The sequence below is a fragment of the Pseudomonas parafulva genome (genome assembly GCF_002021815.1).
GTDB lineage: Bacteria > Pseudomonadota > Gammaproteobacteria > Pseudomonadales > Pseudomonadaceae > Aquipseudomonas > Aquipseudomonas parafulva_B.
The window spans coordinates 2,248,330-2,269,677 of sequence record NZ_CP019952.1; the positions used below are offsets into that span (position 1 = coordinate 2,248,330).

A 21,348-nucleotide genomic window follows, 5' to 3' on the forward strand; every position below is an offset into this window, starting at 1 on the left:
CCTTTGACGCAAGACAATATCTCGTCATTTGGTCTTTCCGTGTCGCGGCTCGGGCTTAAGGTATACGCCGTTCATCTTTCTGGAGCTGTCATGTCCACTCTTTTTCCGTCCGTCCGTCCCCGCCGTCTGCGCAAGAGCCAAGCGCTGCGCAGCGTCTTTCAGGAGACCGAGTTCCGCCTCGATGATCTGATCCTGCCGCCGATCTTCGTGGAGGAGGGTATCGATGACTTCGTGCCGATCAAGAGCATGCCTGGCGTCAATCGCATTTCCCGAGAAGCTGTTGGCGCGGGAAATCGAGCGGTACGCCCGTGCCGGCATCCGTTCGGTGATGACCTTTGGGGTCTCCCACCACCTGGACGCCGTGGGCAGCGACACCTGGAATGAAAACGGCCTGGTCGCACGCATGTCGCGGATCTGCAAGGATGCAGTGCCGGAAATGGTCGTGATGTCCGACACCTGCTTCTGCGAATACACCAGCCACGGCCACTGCGGCGTGCTGCATGACCACGGCGTGGACAACGACGCCACCTTGGCCAACCTCGGCAAGCAGGCCGTGATCGCCGCAGCGGCAGGTGCGGATTTCATCGCGCCTTCGGCGGCCATGGACGGGCAGGTTCAGGCGATACGCAGCGCGTTGGACGGCGCGGGCTTCCATGACACGGCGATCATGGCCTATTCCACCAAGTTCGCCTCTTCGTTGTATGGGCCTTTCCGCGAAGCGGGCGGTACGGCGCTCAAGGGCGACCGCAAGAGCTACCAGATGAACCCCATGAACCGCCGCGAGGCGGTGCGCGAATCACTGCTCGATGAGCAGGAAGGCGCCGACGTGCTCATGGTCAAGCCGGCCGGTGCCTATCTGGACGTGATTGCCGACATCCGTAACGCCTCGCGCCTGCCATTGGCGGCGGCCTACCAGGTCAGCGGCGAGTACGCATGATCAAGTTCGGTGGACTGGCTGGCGCCATCGATGAGGGCCGCGTCATGCGCGAGAGCATCGGGGCGATCAAGCGTGCGGGCGCCGACTTGATCCTGACCTACTTCGCCATGGACCTGGCGCTGGAAGGTATTTGAAAACGCGGTTGCTGGGGCTGCGCAGCCGCCCCAGCAACCCAGTGCCTCAAGGCTCGCATCCCGCCTTGTGCCTGCTTTCACAAAAAAACGCTAAGCGCTGAATTATTTAGTGTCCCTTTGTATCTGATCCCTTAGAGCAGTCACCGTCAGGGATAAATAAATGAAATCTCGCAAAAAAAGGGTTCAGCCGATTGGCCTGAAGGACATCACCATCGTCGACGACGCCAAGATGCGCAAGGCCATTACCGCCGCTGCGCTGGGCAACGCGATGGAGTGGTTCGACTTCGGCGTCTATGGCTTCGTCGCCTATGCCCTGGGCAAAGTGTTCTTCCCCAATGCCGACCCCAGCGTTCAAATGATTGCCGCGCTGGCCACCTTCTCCGTGCCGTTCCTGATCCGACCACTGGGTGGGTTGTTCTTCGGCGCGCTCGGCGACCGCTTCGGGCGACAGAAGATTCTCGCCGCCACCATCGTCATCATGTCCTTGAGCACATTCGCCATTGGCCTGATACCGTCCTATGACAGTATCGGCATATGGGCACCGATCCTGCTGTTGCTGGCCAAGATGGCCCAGGGCTTCTCGGTAGGCGGTGAGTACACCGGCGCGTCGATCTTCGTGGCCGAGTATGCACCTGATCGCAAGCGTGGTTTCCTGGGCAGCTGGTTGGACTTTGGCTCCATCGCCGGCTTCGTCCTGGGCGCCGGCGTGGTGGTGATGATCTCCACCGTGATGGGTGAAGAGAAATTCCTTGAATGGGGCTGGCGCCTGCCGTTCTTCCTGGCTTTGCCGCTGGGTATGATTGGTCTGTACTTGCGTCACGCGCTGGAGGAGACCCCAGCCTTCCAGCAGCATGTGGACAAACTGGAGCAAGGTGACCGTGAAGGCCTGGCTTCCGGGCCGAAGGTGTCGTTCAAGGAAGTGGCGACCAAGCACTGGCGTAGCCTGATCACCTGCATCGGCGTGGTGATCGCGACCAACGTCACGTACTACATGCTGCTCACCTACATGCCCAGCTACCTGTCCCACAACCTGCATTACAGCGAAGATCATGGTGTACTGATCATCATCGCGATCATGGTGGGCATGCTGTTCGTGCAGCCGATAATCGGTCTTCTGAGCGACAAGTTCGGCCGTCGCCCCTTCATCATCCTGGGTAGCGTCGGCCTTTTTGCGGCGGCAATTCCTGCCTTCATGCTGATCAACAGCGGTGTGCTGGGCTTGATCTTCGCCGGCCTGCTGCTGATGGCCGTGCTGCTGAACTTCTTCATTGGCGTGATGGCATCGACCCTGCCAGCGATGTTCCCGACGCATATCCGCTACAGCGCCTTGGCCAGTGCCTTCAACATTTCGGTGCTGATTGCAGGCCTTACCCCGACTCTGGCCGCCTGGCTGGTGGAAAGCTCCGGCAACCTGTACATGCCCGCCTACTACCTGATGGTGATTGCCGTGATTGGTTTCATCACTGGGGTGACCATGAAAGAAACGGCCAACAAGCCGTTGCGTGGCGCGGCGCCAGCAGCGTCTGACATCGACGAGGCTCGCGAGCTGCTTCAGGAGCACCACGACAATATCGAGCAGAAGATCGAAGACATCGATACCCAGATCGCTGAATTGGAAGCCAAGCGCAAGCTGCTGGTGCAGCAGCATCCACGTATCGATTGATCAGCGGGGCATGTAGCGTCGCTGCCAGGCACGAGGGATGAACAGCGACACCAGGGTCAGCAGGCAGGTCAGCACACAACTGCCGACCATAGCCTGCAGCCCTAGGTGTTTCTGCAACCAAGCGCCACATGCTGCTCCCAGCAGCATGCCCAGCCAAGGCACCAGTTGCACCCGCCAGCCATGGCGGCGAGCGCCCAGCATCCAGTGGCCCAGGCCACGGCCAAATCGCGAAAGGGCACCGGTAACATAGGTCAGGCCAATCGGCAGACCGTTGACCTGCTCAACCACGGCATTGATCATCCCCATCGCCAGTGTGGCGGCCAACAAGAGTATTGAGGTATCCGGCGCTGGCAGCATCCCCGCAAACCCAAGCAGCACCGCTACCACCAGCAGTACGGGCCAGGCACGGCGCCGGCACTTGTGCGCCAGCACCACACCCAAGGTATTGCCAGCCACGAAGCCCAGCAGCGCGCCTGCCAGGCGCAGGATCATCGGGCCATCGACGTCGTTGATGGCGACGGCAAGGCGCGTGGTGTTGCCGCTCATGAACGAGACGAAATCGCCCAAGGCCAACAAACCGATGGCATCGGTCATCCCTGCCAGTACCGACAGGCCGGCCACCAGACCGAGCCCTACGCGGCCTCGTAACCGGTGGACACGACGGCGCCTGGAACTAGGTGTGGCTGCGGCGGCAGGTAGCATGTGCAGTCCTCGGGTCTACCGTTGCTCGCGGGCCAGGGTATTGCGAATGGTGCGCTCCACGACATCGACCAGCACCATGGTGTGGTGGTCGACTTCGATATTGAGCAAGTCGCCTTCCTGATAACGGGTAAACGTGGTCTGGCGCAGGGTTTCTGGAATGAGGTTGACAGTGACCACGTTGTCCTCGATGTCGGCGACGGTGAGGCTGCAGCCATTGACGCCAATGAAGCCGCGGGCAAAGACGTACTTGGCCCATTCAGGCGGCATGCGGAACTTGATGTATGCACCGGTGGCAGCGATGGAGATGTCTACGATGTCTGCAGTGGTGGCGATGTGGCCAGCCATGAGGTGGCCGCCCACCTCTGCGTTCATTTTCGCCGAACGCTCGATGTTCACTCCTTGGCCGGCCTGCAAACAACGCAGGTTAGTGCGCTCCAGCGTTGCCGTCATGGCGTCGAAGCGAACGTGTGTGCCTTCGATCTCGGTGACCGACAGGCAGGTCCCTTCAACGCTGACACTGGCACCGATCTTCAGATCGTCGAGCAGTGCCGGGGTGAGGTCGATGGTGAACTGGTTGTGGCCAGGGTGACGGGCTACATCAAGCAGAGGGCGGACGGCCTGGACGATGCCGGTGTACATTGCGTTGCTCCTGGGCACGGGTAAGTTGACTTGCGCAAACTATGCCCAGGCGCCCGCAAATGCAAGTCACCGCACCTCAGACGTGACCACTGCTGTTGACGATGCGCAGGCACAACGCCTCATAGGGGTCCAGATTAACCATCAAGCGTCCGTCCTCGGTCAAATCGCCCTCGACCGTTTCGTTGATCATGTCCACCACAGGGCCTGGCGTGAAACCGGTCAGTTGCAGCTCCTCACTGATTTCGTCCTGGCTGAAGTTCAGGGCGGTTATCTGGATACCGCGCCCTGCAGGCAGTTCATGCACCATCACCAGCAGGCCAGGCGAGGTCACGTCGGGCACCAGCAGTTGCCGGCTAGTGGCGATGCCATATGCCTGGCGAACCGCGAGCAGCTTTTTGACCTTGCTGGCGAACGAGTCACTGCGCTCGAGTTGTTCATCAAGGCTGCCGTACAAGGCACGGGCACGCGGCATACCGCGCACTGAGGCCTGGGCCTCTGGGTCCAGACCTGCCAGATCATAACCGCCGCGGTGGATCCAACGTGTGTCGCCGTCGGTCATCCGCTCAGCCACCGCTTCGGCAGGCAAGGGCAGGGCACCCACCAGGTCCCAACCGGATATGGCCACCACACCAGGCTGCATGGCGTTGTACATCACCAGCAGCAGATGCAGCTTCTGAATCGATTCAACTTGCTCGGAGGTGATGTCATCAAGCTCCCGGATACCCAAGGCAGCGGTGATCAAGCTGGCCGTGGTGCAAGAGATGCCATTGGTGACGAACCGCAGGTTGTAAGGTGCATGCTCACCGGACAGGCGCTCGTAGATCTCCTCCCGGATATGCTCGCGCAAGATGCTGCCGGGCAAGGTCTGGCCCTTGTACAGGTACATGTCATGCGCATGCAGGGTCCAGAAATGCACCAGCTCGACCGTCAACTCATCATGGTTTTGCAACGCATGAATCAGCGAGGCTGGGTCGATGCCGAAGGCGTGCATTTCCTTGAACATCAAGCGCAGGAATTCGGTATCGCCGGTCAGTAGCGCGTGCTGATAGGCCGGTCGGGTAATGAAGTCGTAGGACAGGTCGGCCCCGCCGCTGGACATCTGGGCGATGTCATCGAGGGTGAGGTTCAGCTCCTGGAAGCTGAACCCCCCTGCCTTGCGGATCATGCCACCGATCAACTGGTTACCGACCAGCGACAAGGGGTGGCTTTCCGACCAGGCGGTGCCGCTGGCGCGTGTTTCGACACCCAGGAAACCATTGGCATCCAGGCGCAAACCACGTGCGCCCAGGCAGTCCAGGGCATGCAGGGCATCGCCTATGATCATCTGCTGCGCCGTGAAGGTCGGGTCGAGCCAGTTCAGGGAGGGTTGACCGTCCTTGAAATAATGCAGGTAAACCCATCGGCGGGTCTTGCCATCCACGCCCGTGATCGGTGCCGTGGCACTCCAGTCGGTCTCCTTGACGCCCGGCTCGAAGAAGATCACCCGTTGCAGCTGACCGACGATGTAGTGGCGTGCCTTGAGCTCGTCGCACTGAGCGGGGAGCAGGTTGACCGAATCGCGGCCTTCGGGCACGTCAGGAAGCAGCCCCCAATCCTCTTCACGGATCTCGACCATGTGGTAGAGGCCTGGGTAGGGCGCCAGCCCCAGCTCGGCCAGGCGGAAATCGGCGCCTTTGCCGGTGTGCGACGGGATCAGGTCATCGATGGTGACGGCATTGTGGGCGGCGGCCATGCGGCTCATCTGCACCAATTCCTGCTCGGTACCGTAGAGCGGGTCGATGTCGAAGCTGATCCGGTCGAAGTTGCCGTCCACGCTCGGCGTAAGCTCGCGCCCGCTGATACCGCCGGAACGCTTGATTGGCCCGGTGTGGACACCTTGAATACCAATTTCTGACAGGCGCTTCCATAGCGCTTCATGGGCCAAAGCGCCCAGCACCGAGCAACCGTCGGGCGCGATGATCGCATCGGGGTAGACCGTCAGCCAGACCGAAGCGATTTCCGTCGCACGGCGCGGCTGGGCCAGGGCGTAGGGCTGTTGCCACAGTCGCGCTTGCCCGGAATACAGGCTGGCCCGCTCCTGGGATGCCTTCAGCATGGAGCGTTCTTCAAGCCACTTGACGTATGACGGGTCGGGTTGGGTCATCTCGCGTCCTCTTTGCGTGTCGGCACCGGCTCAGGTTATGACGGCAGGGCACGCGGAACGTTCGGCTCAACACGTAGTGCTGTTCACTTAAGATCGTTGGGGCCGTTTCACGGCCCATCGCGGCACAAGGCCGCTTCCACACTGTCCTGTGAGCCCTTTGACTCAAGCGTCACGCAGTCAGGGTGGGAGCGGCCTAGTGCCGCGATGGGTCGCGAAGCGGCCCTAAGTGAACAGCATTACGGCTCAACACGGGGTTTGTGGCAGGCGCGCTTTTCGGGCTCCGGCAGTCAACTGTTCCGCGAGGCCTTGTTGATCTGCTTGCCAGCCTGGGCTGCGACTTCCAAGGCCTGGCCGTCCCGCTGCTTGCCTTGGCGTGCCAGCCCCTCGAGTTGAGGAATAAGCATCCCTTCTGGCAAGTGGCGCCAGAAGCGGCCAGGCATGTGCAGGCGCAGGGCATTGGGGTTCAGGCGGGCGGGGTTGAAGGTGTGGCGGTAGTATGTTCGCCACAATTCGGCGCCAGGGTCTTCTGCGTGCTGCGCCCATTGCCGCCAGAGCTCCGGGCATTGCCGCTGATAGTCGAAGCGGCGGCCGTCATAGCGGATGCCATCGCGTGGCGTCGCGATCAGCCACCGCAGCCGCCCCAGCCTGTCGGCAAAATGCGGGCTGGCGCTTTGCAGAATGTCGTGAGCAGGTTCGTGAAAAGCGACCAGGTCCAATTGCAAGTGCTCGACCAACGCTTCAGGCAGCGGCACGAACCGCAAAAACGCATGCAGGTGATGGGCTTCGCGGCTGACTTGCTTGATGCGTCGATGCAGCTCGCTGCCCAGCCGATCACCGGCCAGCATCGCAGTGCGGTCGCCGTGAGCGACCCGCCACAGCACTTCGTACAACAGATTCCACCGCTGCTCGCCGTGATAGCGTGCCGCTTCCTCCAGTTGACCGAGCAAGGCCGCCGGCACCTTCGCCCGAAACGGGCCCGTACCGGCCGGCAGCGTGGTGGTGTCGGCCAGCATATCGGTCATGGGCCCTTGGGACCAGGTGACTTGTGACGGATCGACGCCATGGCTCAGCAAGGCTCTGGCCTGATCCCGCCAGACGCCGAACAGGTCATCGCAATCGAGCGCTATCACCCCCATAGCCCCATTTGAACCGGTGCCTGTGGTTCACGCAGGCGGGCACGCAGCAGGCTGCTGCGAAGGTCGGCCTGGGCAGGGCGATAATCGCTGGTCACGATAAAGGGCCGGGCCTTGTCGAGCACGCAACGCAGCTGGATCAGGTCGTCATAGCGGATACGCCGCTCACGGCGCAAGGCGACCAGGCGCTGCACGCTGCGCAGGCCTATGCCTGGAATGCGGGCGAGCAGCGCGGGCTCTGCGCGGTTCACATCCAGCGGGAACACTTCGCGATTGGCCAGCGCCCATGCCAATTTGGGATCGATATCCAGCGCCAGGTTGCCGGTTTGTCCCAACAGCTCGCCGGCCTTGTACCCGTACCCGCGCAAGAGAAAATCGGCTTGGTACAGGCGGTGTTCACGCAGCAGAGGCGGGGCGGCCAGTGGCACGCTGCCAGGGCTGTCGGGAATGGGGCTGAAGGCTGAGTAGTAGACACGTTTGAGGCCGTACCCCTGGTACAGCGATTCGGCATTGCGCAGCAGTGTGCTGTCGTCAGTACTGTCAGCCCCGACGATGACCTGGGTACTTTGACCGGCAGGGGTGAAGCGCGGGGCGCGAGGCTCGTTGGCTACCGCTTGCTGCCCTTGATGAATCACGCCCATGGCTTGACGGATGGTCGATGCTTGCTTTTCCGGTGCCAGGCGCTTGAGGCTGTCGTCGGTAGGCAGTTCGATGTTGACGCTCAAGCGATCGGCCAGACGGCCTGCTTCTTCGATCAACAGCGGATCGGCGTCCGGAATGGTCTTGAGATGGATATAGCCACGGAAGTTATGTTCTTCGCGCAGCAACCGCGCGACCCTGATCAGCTGCTCCATGGTGTAGTCAGCCGAGCGGATGATGCCCGAGCTCAAAAACAGGCCACTGATGCAGTTGCGCCGGTAGAAGTCCAGCGTCAGACGCACCACTTCTTCAGGGCTGAACCGTGCGCGGGGCACATTGCTCGAGCGTCGGTTGACGCAGTACTGGCAGTCGTACAGGCAAAAGTTGGTAAGCAGAATCTTCAGCAGAGACACGCAGCGACCATCTGGGGTGTAGCTGTGGCAAATGCCCATGCCGTTGGTAGCGCCCAAACCGTTGCCGCCACGCGAGCTGCGCTTTGGCGCACCACTGCTGGCGCAAGATGCATCGTACTTGGCGGCATCGGCAAGAATGCCCAGTTTGGCGATCAGTTGCATGACTCTTACCTGTCGTACTGAATATTCATACAGTATTGAGGGCTAGGGTCAATTGCAAGTGCTGAACGCCGCCCGGCGAGATATCCCAGCAAATTCGTAGGTTATCCGATGAGTGGTTGATGGCGCGGGCAACTACTGGGTTTCAGCGATCGTGAAAGACATGGTGGGGTTGGTCGATAAAAGAAGAGGGCGCCTCGAAGGCGCCCTCTTGGGTGAATCAGGCTTCAGCGTCCCACGGACGGTCGCCTTTTTCGTCCTTCACACGGGTTGGCAGGCCCATCACGTCCAGCGCCTTGAGGAACGGCTCGGCAGGCAGTTCCTCGACGTTGACCATGCGCTTGGCATCCCACTCGCCGCGAGCCACCAGCAAGGCAGCGGCTACCGGTGGTACGCCAGCGGTATAGGAAATGCCCTGGCTGTCCGTTTCGGCGTACGCCTCTTCGTGATCGGCCACGTTGTAGATGAACACTTCACGCGGTTGCCCGTCCTTGGTGCCCTTGACCAGGTCACCGATGCAGGTCTTGCCGGTGTAGCCAGGCGCCAGGGACGCTGGATCAGGCAGCACGGCCTTGACCACTTTCAGCGGTACCACTTCCAGGCCTTCTGCGGTCTTGACCGGCTGCTCGCTGAGCAGGCCCAGGTTTTTCAGGACCGTGAACACATTGATGTAGTGCTCGCCGAAACTCATCCAGAACCGGACGTTGGGTACGTTCAGGTTCTTGGAGATGGAGTGCACTTCATCGTGACCGGTGAGGTACAGGTTTTGCGAACCCACCACGGGCAGGTCATCGGTGCGCTTGACTTCGAACATGGTGTTGCTGGTCCACTGGCTGTTCTGCCAGCTCCACACCTGCCCGGTGAACTCGCGGAAATTGATTTCCGGGTCGAAGTTGGTGGCAAAGTACTTGCCATGCGAGCCTGCATTGACGTCGAGGATGTCGATCGAATCAATGCGGTCGAAATACTGCTGCTGCGCAAGCTTTGCGTAGCTGTTGACCACACCCGGGTCGAAACCGACACCGAGAATGGCCGTGATGTTCTTGGCCTGGCACTCTTCGAGGTGTTTCCACTCGTAGTTTCCGTACCATGGCGGGGTTTCACAGATCTTGCCCGGCTCTTCGTGGATGGCAGTATCCAGGTAGGCAGCGCCGGTATCGATGCATGCACGCAGCACCGACATATTCAGGAATGCAGAGCCGACATTGATCACGATTTGCGATTCGGTTTCGCGGATCAATGCCTTGGTCGCCTCGACGTCGAGGGCATTGAGCGAAAAGGCCTGGATGTCGGCGGGTACCTTGAGGCTACCCTTGGCCTTGACGCTGTCGATGATGGCCTGGCATTTGGAGATGTTCCGTGACGCGATGGCAATACGACCCAGTTCGTCGTTATGCTGCGCGCACTTGTGGGCCACCACCTTGGCGACACCTCCTGCACCAATGATAAGAACGTTCTTCTTCAATTTACCTGTTGCTCCTTACAGACGAGGCCTGTCTTACGACAGGCTGGAAACGTAGTCTTCGAAACCGAACTCGCGCACCACCTCGACGCTGCCGTCGAGTTGCTTGACCACGATGGATGGCATCTTCAAACCGTTGAACCAGTTTTTCTTGACCATGGTGTAACCCGCAGCATCCACGAAGGACAGGCGGTCGCCGATCGCCAGTGGGCGTTCGAACTGGTATTCACCGAAAATATCGCCGGCCAGGCACGATTTGCCGCATACCATGTAGGTGTGCTCACCGTCGTTGGGCGCCATCTTGGCATTGAGGCGGTAGATCAGCAGGTCGAGCATGTGCGCTTCGATCGAGCTGTCGACCACGGCCAGGTGCTTACCGTTGTACAGCGTGTCCAGCACAGTCACTTCCAGCGAAGCGCTCTGGGTGATCGCGGCTTCACCTGGCTCCAGGTAAACCTGTACGCCATAGGTTTGCGAGAACGCCTTCAGACGCGCGCAGAAATCGTCCAGCGCATAGCCTTCGCCGGTGAAATGGATGCCGCCGCCCAGGCTTACCCATTTCACTTTGTGCAGCAGGTGGCCGAAACGTTCCTCGATGCGGGTCAGCATCTGGTCGAACAAGGCGAAGTCGCCGTTCTCGCAGTTGTTGTGGAACATGAACCCCGATACCTGATCGATCACGGTTTCGATCTTGGCAGGGTCCCATTCCCCTAGGCGGCTGAACGGGCGTGCCGGGTCGGCCAGCTGATAGTCCGAGCTGCTGACTTGTGGGTTGACGCGCAGACCCCGGACCTTGCCTTCGGATTGCTCTGCGAAACGTTGCAGCTGGCCGATGGAGTTGAAGATGATCTTGTCGCAGTTCTCGAGCATCTCCTGGACCTCGTCGTCGGCCCACGCCACGCTGTAGGCGTGGGTTTCGCCGGCGAACTTCTGGCGGCCGAGCTTGAGCTCGTACAGTGAAGACGACGTGGTGCCGTCCATGTACTGCTGCATCAGGTCGAACACCGACCAGGTGGCGAAGCACTTGAGCGCCAGCAGCGCTTTGGCACCCGAGTGTTCGCGCACATAGGCGATCTTCTGCATGTTGCTCAGCAGCTTGGTCTTGTCGATGAGGTAGTACGGCGTATTGATCATTTAGAGGCCCTCGGCAAGGCCGGCCAAAAAAAGGACACGCATTGTGCCTTCACTCGCCGCAGATCGAAAGGGTGCAATTGCATTTCGTCCGGGCATCGTTGCCGTGACTGAATCTTTTTGTGTTCGGCGTGCTCAGTAGAACAACGACAGATGACACTCTCAATCCTCCCGCGCAGGTTACAAGGAGAAATCGATGAGCAATACCTTCAAGAAAGGTGACAAGGTGCACTGGAATTCCGAGGCCGGGGTCATACACGGCACCGTAGAAAAAGTGCATACCAAGGACGTCGAGTTCATGGGGCGTCAGCGCCATTGCTCAAAAGAGGAGCCACAGTACGAGGTCAAGAGCGACAAGACCGGGCACATGGCCATGCACAAGGAGCAGGCATTGAAGAAGGGCTGAGAACACAGGTTATTGCGTTGGTGCTCAGTTGCCCGTGTGTATCACGGGCTTTTTTATGAGCCGTGTCTATACGTGCAGAGTGCAGCGGGGTTATGCAAGGAGCGGTTCATGACCGCTCCCGGCAGGCTGGTTCATGCCTCGAGCGCTGCACGCCATGCCTGGATCTGCGCCAAGGTAGCCGTGGCGCCCCCGCACACGACCACCAGTACATTGCGGTAGCTTGCCAGCGCGCTGGCCTCATACGCTACCGCCAAGGCGGCGGCGCAGGCGGGCTCGACCAGCAGGCGGTGATCCAGCAAAAAGCGCTCGCACGCCTCCAGGGCCTGCCGGTCACTGACCAGCAGGCTTTGCACGGGGTGTTGCTGGGTACAGCGAAACGCGTGTTCGGCTACCTGTTTCGCGCCCAGGGTGGTGGCAATCGTATCCAACCGCTCCAAGGTCACCAATTCGCCGGCTTCGATGGCGGCATGCAGGGAGGCTGCGCCATGGGTTTCCACGGCCAGGATCGGCACATCGGCCCAGCCATTACGTTGTAGCCCCTGCACGACGCCGCTCAGCAAACCCCCGCCGCCCACCGAAAGCACAACCGCATCGGGCTTGATGCCGGCTTCGGCCACCTCATCGACCAGGCTGGCATGGCCTTCCCACAGCAAAGGGTCGTCGAACGGGTGAATGAACGCGGCATCGTCACCCATCAGGCTCAGGGCCAACGCATTGGCCTCCTGCCAGGACTGCCCGTGGACGATGACCTCAGCGTGCTCAAGACGCAGCAATTCTTGGGCACGCACGGTGGTGGTCTCGGGCACGACCACGGTCACGGGAACGCCGAGCTTGCGCCCAACATAGGCGACGGCAAGCCCGGCGTTGCCGCCTGAGGAAGACACGAACCGTTTCGCGCCGCGGGCATGGTGGAACTCACAGGCGTGGGCGACGCCGCGCAGCTTGAAGGAGCCGCAGGGCTGCAATGCCTCGAGCTTGAGCCAGACAGTGCAATCGGCAGCCAGCGACAGTGGGCGTGATTCGATAAGGGGGGTACGGATGTGCAAGGTCACTGGGAGGCTCCACGCAAATGTTCGAGGTAGTTGTAGACGGTATAGCGGGTCACGCCGAGGGCGTTGGCCGCTTTCTCGACGCCGCCCTTGACGATGAACAGCCCGCGTTCCTGCATCACGCGGACCGCTTCGATCTTGGCTTGCCGGGTCATGCGGCCCTGGCCGGTGTCATGCAGCGCCGCCTGGATGATCTCGCTCATCAGCGCCTCCATGTCGGCGGGCTCTGCGGCTGCGGGCGAGGTGCCCATGGGCGCGAAGCTTTGTAGAAAGCCCATGGCAGCGTCCAGGCCAGTGACATCGGTATTGACGCAAAGGCTGGCGAAGGGGTGGCCAGCGCTGTCGCGAAAGATCGCGGTAGCGCTGCGCAGCGTGCGGCCCTTGATGGCGGTCGGATAGTCGGGCAGCACAACGGGCCCACAGCCTTGCTGATCGGCCGCGGCCTTCAGCAAGGCTTGCAGGCCCTGATCCTGCTCCGGCACAGCCAGGATAGGACTGCCCACCTGCCGGCCAGAAAGGTGCCCATTGACGATGGCCACGACGGACCGCTCGGGCTGGTCCAGGTCGTGAAGCAGAATTTCGGTGTTGTGAGTGACGACACTGCCCAAGGCCTCGATAGAGGCTTTGAGCACGTTCAAGGTCAAGCGGCGTTCATCTTCGGGCAACAGGGCCATGCGAACTCTTCAAATCAACATTTTGTGCATATTTACACATAATGTTGATTTGTGCGAGTCGCTTAGCGCTCACCTGTGCTTTCAGCCCAAGGCTGGGGTGCGTGGTGGAATGATCCGTCGTGAACCCGTGGCTTCGAACGCTGCGGCATAGCTCAACAGCGCATTGTCACTGTAGGCCCGCCCCGCGAAGGTCAGGCCTACCGGCATACCAATGTCGCTCATCACGCCCATGGGCACGGTGACCGTGGGCACGCCCAGGTGGCGTATGGCCAGGTTGCCGTTGGCCACCCACACGCCATTGCTCCAGGCAATGTCAGCCGACGCCGGGTTCACATCAGCATCGGCAGGCCCTACATCGGCCACAGTAGGGAACAGCACGGCATCCAGCCCAAGGGTTTGCATCCAGTCTTCCAGGTCGATCTTGCGGGTCTGTTCAAGGCCACGCAGGCCGTCAGGCAGGGTCTCGATCTGATCCCACGTCTTCAGGCCGCGCTTGGCCATGGTGACGTACTCGTCCATGCCAGCGGCCAGATCATCCTCACGGTTAGGCAAAGTGCCGGGGTCGTGTGGGAAGATTTGCGGGCCGTCCACATCCGCCAGCCGATTGAGATTCGGATCGTCGTTGGCACGCAGGAAATCGTCGAACGCCCAGCCGGAGAGTTCCCACAGCTCATCGTGCAGGAAAGCCTTGCTGACGATGCCACGGTTGTAGACGGTGGGGGCGCCCGGCCGGTCGCCTTCGCAGTTGGTGACCAGCGGGAAGTCGACTTCCACAACCTGCGCACCGGCGTTTTCCAGGGCTTGGCGAGCGTGCTGCCAGAGCGTCATGACACTTGCCCGCGTATGGATACGCTGGCCAGTGGGGCCGCCGATACCCGGCTTTTCCGACGTGCCCGCGTGCTCATCGGCGTTGATGTACATGCGCGGTACGCCAAACTTTTTGCCTTGCAAGGCGGCGGTGCCCGCTGCCAGGTCGAGGTAGCTGGCTGGGCGTACCTGCGAGGGCTTCGGGATCGACACCCAAGGCTGCAGCCGCCACAGGTCACCCCGGGTATCAGGGTCATCGGCCACGACCACGTCGAGAATTTCCAGCAGGTCATGCATGGTGCGGGCGAATGGCACGACCACATCCATCGTCGGCGTGAGGGGCCAGTTACCCCTTACCGAAATGACCCCGCGTGAGGGTGTGTAGGCGCACAGGCCATTGTTCGACGCAGGGCCGCGGCCGCTGGACCAGGTTTCCTCGGCCAGACCAAAAGCGCTGAAGCTCGCAGCTGTCGCGGTACCGGCACCGTTGGAAGAGCCTGAAGCGAAGGGCGCGGTCAGGTATGCCGCATTGTAGGGGCTCTCGGCGCGGCCATAGACGCCGCGCTGCATGCCACCGTTGGCCATGGGTGGCATGTTGGTCTTGCCCAGGCAGATGGCCCCGGCCCCGCGCAGCCGTTCGATGGTGAAGGCGTCGCGCTGGGCTACCAGATGCTTAAAGGCCGGGCTGCCGGACGCTGCGGTCAGGCCTTTTACCAGGTAGCTGTCCTTGGCGGTGTAGGGTATCCCGTCCAATGGCCCGAGCACCTCTCCACGGGCCCGGCGGGCGTCGGAGGCCTCGGCCTCGGCCAGTGCATCAGGATTGCGGACTACCACGGCATTGAGGGCGGTGTCGGTGTCGGCGCCATCATAGGCGTCTATGCGGGCCAGGTAGGCCTTGACCAGTTCGACCGCCGTCGTGCGGCCCGACTCGAGCGCGCTGCGCAGCTCGGCGATGGAAACCTCGGTTACCTCGATCATGCGTTCACCAGAAAATGCAGGTTGGGCTAATGCGGTAATGCGGTTCATCTGACAACGTTGGGGCCGCTCCGCGGCCCATCGCGGCACAAGGCCGCTCTAACACTGACCGCGTGACGGCTGAGTTGACAGGCTCACAGCGCTTTGTAGGAGCGGCCTTGTGCCACGATGGGCCGTGAAACGGCCCTAAGTGAACGGCATTAGGCTAATGCGGGGAGTGTACAAGAAGGTTAAAGCGTGCGCAGGTGTGCGCACGGGCAAACGGGTGCATGCATGCGGGCATTGAGCGAGGACGCTTCGTTGACGCCTGGGCGGCCCCGCAATCAGGGCCGCCCGACATCAGCGGGCCGTTCAGTCCAGGTCCGCTGCCGAATGCCGCTCCGGTACCTGGCTGGATTCATCTCCCCAGGTCCGGTTGACCCGCGTGCCCCGCTGCACGGCGGGCCGTGCAGCGATCGCCTGGGCCCAGCGCTGAACATTGGGGTATTCGTGAACCGCGAGAAACTCAGCAGCGTTGTAGAGGTTGCCCAGCACCAGCTGGCCGTACCATGACCACACGGCTATGTCGGCGATGCTGTAATGGCCGCCGGCAAGGTAGGTGGTCTCGCTCAAACGGCGGTCGAGCACGTCCAGCTGGCGCTTGGCTTCCATGGTGAAGCGATTGATCGCGTACTCGATCTTTTCAGGCGCATAGACGTAGAAGTGCCCGAACCCACCACCCAAGTACGGCGCCGCGCCCATTTGCCAGAACAGCCAGTTCAGGGCTTCGGTGCGCTCGGCGGCCGTTTGCGGGAGCAGGGCATCGAACTTCTCGGCCAGGTACAGCAGGATGGAGCCTGATTCGAATACCCGCACCGGCGGCTCGACGCTGCGGTCAAGCAATGCGGGGATCTTCGAGTTGGGGTTGACCTGTACGAATCCGCTGGAGAACTGGTCACCCTCGCCAATTCTGATCAGCCAGGCATCGTATTCAGCGCCGGCATGGCCAAGTTCCAGCAGCTCTTCCAGGGCGATGGTGACCTTGACGCCATTGGGTGTCGCCAGCGAATAAAGCTGCAGCGGTTGCTCGCCCACTGGCAGGTCCTTGTCATGGGTAGGCCCGGCGACCGGCCGGTTGATACTGGCGAAGTGGCCCCCCGAGGCCGCTTCGTTGCGCCATACCTTCGGGGGTTGGTAAGCGGGTGTGCTCATGCTCGGCTCTCCACGATTGCGAATGATCGACGACGTCTGATTGACCTGCCTATATGCCATGGGTTCGATGACGCGCACAAACACAGAACGGATCTTCCATGGCGCAGCCGATGTTTCATCGGTTTTTCATTTTTGACGGGAGGGCAGCGATTAAGCTCAAGCTATTCAGTGGCAGATGCGCAGAGCCCCCATGATCCTTTCTCGTTGCTTGCTGGCACTGGCCATGGTCGTTGGCCCGATGGGCGCCGCTGATGCTGGGCCCTGGGTGGCAGGGCTGCATCACATGACCCTGACCGACCCGGTAGACAACCGCCCAATGCAAGCCTTGGCGTTCTATCCCGCCAAGGGGCATGCCCGCGCCAGCCACATCGACGGCTACGCGCTGGAGGTGGCTGAAGAGGCGCCTGTGGCCCAGGGGCGTTTCCCGTTGCTCGTGCTCTCGCATGGCAACACTGGTAGCCCACTGGCCTTGCACTATTTGGCAACCTCACTGGCCAAGCAAGGGTATGTAGTGGTGGCCGTGGTCCACCCAGGCGACAATGCCCGCGACCCCAGCCGGCTGGGCACCCTGAGCAATCTGTACGGTCGGCCGCTGCAAGTCAGCGCCGCTATCACCGCAGCGCGCAGCGATGCACTGCTTGGACCTCGGCTCAATGGCGGGAAAGTCGGATTGATTGGCTATTCGGCTGGCGGCGAAACCGCCTTGATCCTGGCCGGCGCGCGCCCCGACCTTGATCGCCTGCGTGCGTATTGCCTCGAGCGACCGGATGATCACGATGCCTGCAAAACCCACGGTGTGTTGATTGCCGACCGCAGCGAACTTTCGCCACAGGCAGACTCACGCGTTGGCGCAGTGATGCTGATGGCGCCGCTGAGCCTGCTGTTCGGACGCCACGCCCTGGTCGATGTGCACCTGCCGGCGCTCATCTACAGCGGCGACAAGGACCAGCTCGTGGCGGTGGATCGCAACGCCCAGGCCCTGGCTCGCAAGTTACCCCTCACACCTGACTACCGCCTGCTGGCAGGGGCCGGTCATTTCGTATTCATGGCGCATTGCGACGCCGAGCAGGCCCTGCGCATGCCGGCGCTGTGCAAGGATGCCGAGGGTGTGGACCGCCGGCACATCCATCGTTCGCTGCAACGCGAGACGGCTGCGTTCTTCGAGCAGACGCTCGATGCGCCGCAGCCTCAGAGGCGTTCAGCGATTACGCTGAATCAGGCCACCACGCCCTGACTGCGCAGGTATTCGTCGTAGGTGCCGCTGAAGTCCACCACGCCATCGGCTGACAGCTCGATGATGCGGGTCGCAAGCGAGGAGACGAATTCACGGTCGTGGCTGACGAAGAGCAAGGTGCCTGGATAGTTTTCCAGTGCCAGGTTCAACGCTTCGATCGATTCCATGTCCAGGTGGTTGGTCGGTTCGTCCATGACCAACACGTTGGGCTTTTGCAGAATCAGCTTGCCGAACAGCATGCGGCCCTGTTCGCCACCGGAGATGACCTTGACCGACTTGAGGATTTCATCGTTGGAGAACAGCATGCGCCCCAGCGTGCCGCGGATCACCTGCTCACCCGATGTCCACTGGCCCATCCAGTCGAACAGGGTCATGTCGTCTTCGAAATCATGGGCGTGGTCCTGGGCGTAGTAGCCCACTTCCGCGCTGTCGGTCCATTTGACTTCGCCCTTGTCCGGGGTCATCTCGCCCACGAGCGTACGCAGCAAGGTGGTCTTGCCGATGCCGTTGGGCCCGATGATCGCGACGCGCTCTCCGGCTTCGACGGTGAAGCCGAGGTCCTTGAACAGCACCTTGTCGTCGAAGGCCTTGGCCATTTTTTCGACCGTCACAGCCTGGCGGTGCAGTTTCTTGGTCTGCTCGAAGCGGATGAACGGGCTGACCCGGCTCGACGGCTTGACCTCGGCCAGCTGGATCTTGTCGATCTGCTTGGCCCGCGAGGTAGCTTGCTTGGCCTTGGAAGCATTGGCCGAGAAACGGCTGACGAAGGTCTGCAGTTCGGCGATCTGGGCCTTCTTCTTGGCGTTGTCCGACAGCAACTGCTCGCGGGCCTGGGTGGCGGCGGTCATGTACTCGTCGTAGTTGCCGGGGAACAGGCGCAGCTCACCGTAGTCCAGGTCAGCCATGTGGGTGCACACGCTGTTGAGGAAGTGGCGGTCGTGGGAAATGATCACCATGGTGCTGTTACGGGCGGTGAGCACGGTTTCCAACCAGCGGATGGTATTGATGTCCAGGTGGTTGGTCGGCTCGTCGAGCAGCAGTACGTCAGGGTCGGAGAACAACGCCTGGGCCAGTAGCACGCGCAGTTTCCAGCCTGGCGCCACTTCGCTCATGGGGCCGAAATGCTGCTCCAGGGGGATACCCAGGCCCAACAGCAATTCGCCTGCGCGCGACTCGGCGGTATAGCCATCCATTTCGGCGAACTCTGTTTCCAGCTCGGCGACCGCCATGCCGTCTTCTTCGGACATTTCAGGCAGCGAGTAGATACGGTCACGCTCGGCCTTGACCTTCCAGAGATGCCCGTGGCCCATGATCACGGTATCGATCACGGTGAATTCTTCGTAGGCGAACTGGTCCTGGCGCAGCTTGCCCAGGCGCGTGTTTGGCTCGAGCATCACCTGACCGCCAGAAGGCTCCAGGTCGCCGCCCAGGATCTTCATGAAGGTCGACTTGCCGCAGCCATTGGCGCCGATCAGGCCATAGCGGTTGCCGTTGTTGAATTTGACCGAAACGTTTTCGAACAGCGGCTTGGAGCCGAATTGCATGGTGATGTTGGCGGTAGAGATCAAAGGGCTAACCTATCAGTCACTTACGGGGCTGGATCTCAACCTGATACCGATTTGATACCAATTTTGAGTTTTTCCAGCTCGCTCCAGTCGGAGCTTGAGTTAAGCCAACGAGCATAGGTGGATAGCAGCATTTAAACGCTGTGACCCAGCTGTTGGGCGATAAATGCGGGATTCAGACCAGACATTGAGCATATTGTCGCATACGTGTGGCGGCAGTTATATGGGGGGCGACGTCGAATCCCAAGCTCACTGAGCACCTGTACCCACTGCTTATGCAGGTCAGAGGTCTGCTTGACATACTCGGCGCTCTTGGAAGGCGGGAAAACAAACGGCGTTACGGCCACCGCTCCTTTGCCATTCCTGCGGCGATCGGCGTATTGCCTGGCGAACTGGGTAGCACGCAATGCCCGATCGTTCAGCAGCACAAAACGGTCCATTCCTGTCTTCGTTCTCTCCTCGACCTTGCCCAAAGCGACTGTCCTTCGGACGTGCGTCCTGAGAACCAGGATCGCATAGCCCCACAGCAGATCCGGGGGCGGCGCGCGCTGGATGACATCAAGGCTGGCAGTATTCAGCAAGCGATCGCCAAATGCTCGAACATCTGGACGAGCTTCCCCAGGAACACCTATGGGCAAAACCCGCACCGCCTAGACAAGCTGCTGGGGCGGTGGGTAGAGCTGGGCGGGACCGTGGCATGAGCCCCTGGGTTGGCTTGGCGGCTGCCGTGGTCTTGGTGGCCAGCCACTGGGGCGCCTACGAGCACGGCCGGAGTGTAGAGCAGGCGCAGGCTGGCCAAGTGTCGGCCAAGCGCGATAGCGGCGTTTGTCTTGCCGAGGTGATCGGTGAGCGTGACGCTCGTCAGCAGCAACGTCAAGGCGCGCGGGCGCAGGAGGAGGCGAGAGCCACTGCCCATGATCAAAGAGTTGTCGCGGCTGCCGGTGGTGCTAGCGCTGACGCTGCTGGCCAGCGGCTGCGCAGCGACGCAGCCCAGTTCGCTGCCGCCGTCGTCACGAAAGGGGCGTAGATGGCCTGGATCGCCGCAGCGTCATCGGGCCGGGCTTGTCTGACTTCAATGCACATGTATGCCTCAGATTGAGCGCTGATTTACTCGGACGGAAAGCTGCTCGGCGCTTTCTTTGCGTTCCGAATACCGATCCACCAGAAACTGCTGGCGATCACGTAACAACAGGGTGAATTTGACCAGTTCTTCCATGACGTCCACCACGCGATCGTAGTACGCAGACGGCTTCATGCGGCCCACATCGTCGAACTCCTGATAGGCCTTTGGGAGCGACGACTGGTTGGGGATCGTGAACATGCGCATCCAGCGGCCCAGCACCCGCAGCTGGTTGACTACGTTGAATGACTGCGAGCCGCCGCAGACCTGCATTACTGCCAGTGTCTTGCCCTGGGTGGGGCGCACGGCCCCAAGCGCGAGGGGAACCCAGTCGATTTGGGCTTTGAACACGGCGGACATTGCGCCGTGACGCTCCGGCGAGCACCAGACCTGGCCTTCCGACCACTGCACCAGGTCACGCAGCTCCTGCACCTTGGGATGCTCCACCGGCACGTCGTCAGGTAGCGGCAGACCAGAGGGGTTAAAGATGCGGGTCTCTGCGCCGAAGTGCTCAAGCAGGCGCGCTGCTTCTTCCACCAGTAGGCGGCTGAATGAGCGCTCGCGGGTCGATCCGTATAGTAAAAGGATGCGCGGCTTGTGCTCGCTGATAGAGGTTGTCGCTGTCGGTAGGTCAAACAGCGAGAGATCGAGATTAGGCAGTTGATCGGACATGCTTCCTCCTGGTTACAGAGCGCCAATGCGATCCAGCTCGCGTTTGAGTTCGTCGCGGCTAAGGGTGCCAAAAGAAAGGGCGAAGAACGCCCGGCAGCGTAACTCGATGCGAGCCAGCGTGGCGCGGAATGCTGCTTCGACCGATGCATGGTCAGCCACGACATCGGACGGATCCTCCAGCCCCCAGTGAGACTTCAGTGCAGGGCCGAAATACACCGGGCAAGCTTCACCTGCTGCCTTGTCGCACACCGTGATGACGATCTCAGGAGGGCAGTCCACGAACGCGTCATTGCCCTTGCTGCTCAGCACTTCGGTTGAGATGCCGGCATGCTGCAAAGTGGTCAGGGTGCGAGGCAACACTTGGCCCTTCGGAAAACTGCCGGAACTGACGGCTTCAAATCCGGGAGGCGCCAAGTGATTGAACATTGCCTCGGAAAGGATGCTGCGGCAGCTATTGGCCGTGCACATGAACAGGACTCGCATGGGGGCTCCTCCGCTTC

Annotated in this window: 18 protein-coding genes and 3 pseudogenes; 6 read left to right on the forward strand and 15 right to left on the reverse strand. The window is 61.2% G+C overall.

The features are described 5' to 3' along the window. The first annotated feature begins 90 nt into the window (after nt 1–90). Together hemB and proP are read left to right on the forward strand one after the other, a co-directional pair. A pseudogene (hemB, locus tag B2J77_RS10140) lies at nt 91–1,071 on the forward strand (porphobilinogen synthase). 160 nt (nt 1,072–1,231) lie between these two features. Beyond that, nucleotides 1,232–2,734 (forward strand): glycine betaine/L-proline transporter ProP, encoded by a 1,503-nt coding sequence (gene proP / locus B2J77_RS10145; RefSeq protein ID WP_058638281.1) that lies wholly within the window; start codon nt 1,232–1,234, stop codon nt 2,732–2,734. On the opposite strand, the gene B2J77_RS10150 is transcribed toward proP, so the two are convergent. The 7 genes from B2J77_RS10150 to B2J77_RS10180 form a co-directional block, all read right to left on the reverse strand. Then, a complete protein-coding gene (locus B2J77_RS10150; RefSeq protein ID WP_078478560.1) occupies nt 2,735–3,436 on the reverse strand; it encodes a YoaK family protein in 702 nt (233 codons plus the stop codon). Nucleotides 3,437–3,451: 15 nt separating this feature from the next. Further along, nucleotides 3,452–4,075 carry a riboflavin synthase subunit alpha gene (locus B2J77_RS10155; RefSeq protein ID WP_078478561.1) on the reverse strand — a complete coding sequence of 208 codons (624 nt, stop codon included), beginning with the start codon at nt 4,073–4,075 and terminating at the stop codon, nt 3,452–3,454. A gap of 76 nt (nt 4,076–4,151) precedes the next feature. Beyond that, nucleotides 4,152–6,218: a maltose alpha-D-glucosyltransferase gene (treS, locus tag B2J77_RS10160; protein WP_058638278.1), complete on the reverse strand. Its 2,067-nt coding sequence runs from the start codon at nt 6,216–6,218 to the stop codon at nt 4,152–4,154. Between the two features lie 287 nt (nt 6,219–6,505). After that, complete coding sequence (locus tag B2J77_RS10165) at nt 6,506–7,354, reverse strand: TIGR03915 family putative DNA repair protein (protein WP_058638277.1); 849 nt, start codon at nt 7,352–7,354, stop codon at nt 6,506–6,508. Beyond that, nucleotides 7,345–8,565, reverse strand: coding sequence for a putative DNA modification/repair radical SAM protein (locus B2J77_RS10170; protein ID WP_023533877.1), 1,221 nt, complete (start codon nt 8,563–8,565; stop codon nt 7,345–7,347). The genes B2J77_RS10165 and B2J77_RS10170 overlap by 10 nt, the downstream gene beginning before the upstream one ends. A gap of 217 nt (nt 8,566–8,782) precedes the next feature. Further along, on the reverse strand, nt 8,783–10,027 hold the full coding sequence (locus tag B2J77_RS10175; protein WP_058638276.1) for a saccharopine dehydrogenase family protein: 1,245 nt from the start codon (nt 10,025–10,027) through the stop codon (nt 8,783–8,785). Nucleotides 10,028–10,060: 33 nt separating this feature from the next. After that, nucleotides 10,061–11,158, reverse strand: coding sequence for a carboxynorspermidine decarboxylase (locus B2J77_RS10180; RefSeq protein WP_058605458.1), 1,098 nt, complete (start codon nt 11,156–11,158; stop codon nt 10,061–10,063). Between the two features lie 193 nt (nt 11,159–11,351). Here B2J77_RS10180 and B2J77_RS10185 point away from each other — a divergent pair, with 193 nt between their 5' ends. After that, nucleotides 11,352–11,561, forward strand: a complete 210-nt coding sequence (locus tag B2J77_RS10185) for a DUF2945 domain-containing protein (protein WP_078478562.1) — start codon at nt 11,352–11,354, stop codon at nt 11,559–11,561. A 131-nt stretch (nt 11,562–11,692) separates the two neighbouring features. Here the strand turns inward: B2J77_RS10185 and B2J77_RS10190 are convergent, their stop codons facing one another. The 4 genes from B2J77_RS10190 to yghU form a co-directional block, all read right to left on the reverse strand. Then, a complete protein-coding gene (locus tag B2J77_RS10190) occupies nt 11,693–12,613 on the reverse strand; it encodes a pyridoxal-phosphate dependent enzyme (protein ID WP_078478563.1) in 921 nt (306 codons plus the stop codon). Further along, nucleotides 12,610–13,284 carry a helix-turn-helix transcriptional regulator gene (locus B2J77_RS10195; protein WP_078478564.1) on the reverse strand — a complete coding sequence of 225 codons (675 nt, stop codon included), beginning with the start codon at nt 13,282–13,284 and terminating at the stop codon, nt 12,610–12,612. Before B2J77_RS10195 ends, B2J77_RS10190 begins: the two co-directional genes overlap by 4 nt. 81 nt (nt 13,285–13,365) lie before the next feature. Continuing rightward, nucleotides 13,366–15,069, reverse strand: a complete 1,704-nt coding sequence (locus B2J77_RS10200; protein ID WP_078478565.1) for an amidase — start codon at nt 15,067–15,069, stop codon at nt 13,366–13,368. Between the two features lie 348 nt (nt 15,070–15,417). Next, nucleotides 15,418–16,257 (reverse strand): glutathione-dependent disulfide-bond oxidoreductase, encoded by an 840-nt coding sequence (gene yghU, locus B2J77_RS10205; RefSeq protein WP_058604069.1) that lies wholly within the window; start codon nt 16,255–16,257, stop codon nt 15,418–15,420. A gap of 190 nt (nt 16,258–16,447) precedes the next feature. Here yghU and B2J77_RS10210 point away from each other — a divergent pair, with 190 nt between their 5' ends. Further along, nucleotides 16,448–17,491, forward strand: coding sequence for an alpha/beta hydrolase family protein (locus tag B2J77_RS10210; RefSeq protein ID WP_078478566.1), 1,044 nt, complete (start codon nt 16,448–16,450; stop codon nt 17,489–17,491). On the opposite strand, the gene B2J77_RS10215 is transcribed toward B2J77_RS10210, so the two are convergent. Both B2J77_RS10215 and B2J77_RS10220 read right to left on the reverse strand, forming a co-directional pair. Continuing rightward, on the reverse strand, nt 17,473–19,059 hold the full coding sequence (locus B2J77_RS10215; RefSeq protein ID WP_023533837.1) for an ABC-F family ATPase: 1,587 nt from the start codon (nt 19,057–19,059) through the stop codon (nt 17,473–17,475). The genes B2J77_RS10210 and B2J77_RS10215 overlap by 19 nt on opposite strands. A 35-nt stretch (nt 19,060–19,094) precedes the next feature. Further along, nucleotides 19,095–19,550: pseudogene (locus B2J77_RS10220) on the reverse strand (tyrosine-type recombinase/integrase); the annotation flags it as partial. 3 nt (nt 19,551–19,553) lie between these two features. Between B2J77_RS10220 and B2J77_RS21650 the strand changes: the two are divergent. Together B2J77_RS21650 and B2J77_RS10230 are read left to right on the forward strand one after the other, a co-directional pair. Beyond that, nucleotides 19,554–19,757 (forward strand): annotated as a pseudogene (locus B2J77_RS21650) (glycoside hydrolase); the annotation flags it as partial. Next, complete coding sequence (locus B2J77_RS10230; protein WP_058638270.1) at nt 19,754–20,083, forward strand: DUF2514 family protein; 330 nt, start codon at nt 19,754–19,756, stop codon at nt 20,081–20,083. The pseudogene B2J77_RS21650 and the gene B2J77_RS10230, both read left to right, overlap by 4 nt. A 63-nt stretch (nt 20,084–20,146) precedes the next feature. Here the strand turns inward: B2J77_RS10230 and arsH are convergent, their stop codons facing one another. Both arsH and B2J77_RS10240 read right to left on the reverse strand, forming a co-directional pair. After that, complete coding sequence (gene arsH / locus B2J77_RS10235) at nt 20,147–20,848, reverse strand: arsenical resistance protein ArsH (RefSeq protein ID WP_058638269.1); 702 nt, start codon at nt 20,846–20,848, stop codon at nt 20,147–20,149. 12 nt (nt 20,849–20,860) lie between these two features. Then, nucleotides 20,861–21,331: an arsenate reductase ArsC gene (locus B2J77_RS10240; RefSeq protein ID WP_058638268.1), complete on the reverse strand. Its 471-nt coding sequence runs from the start codon at nt 21,329–21,331 to the stop codon at nt 20,861–20,863. Nucleotides 21,332–21,348: the final 17 nt, after the last annotated feature.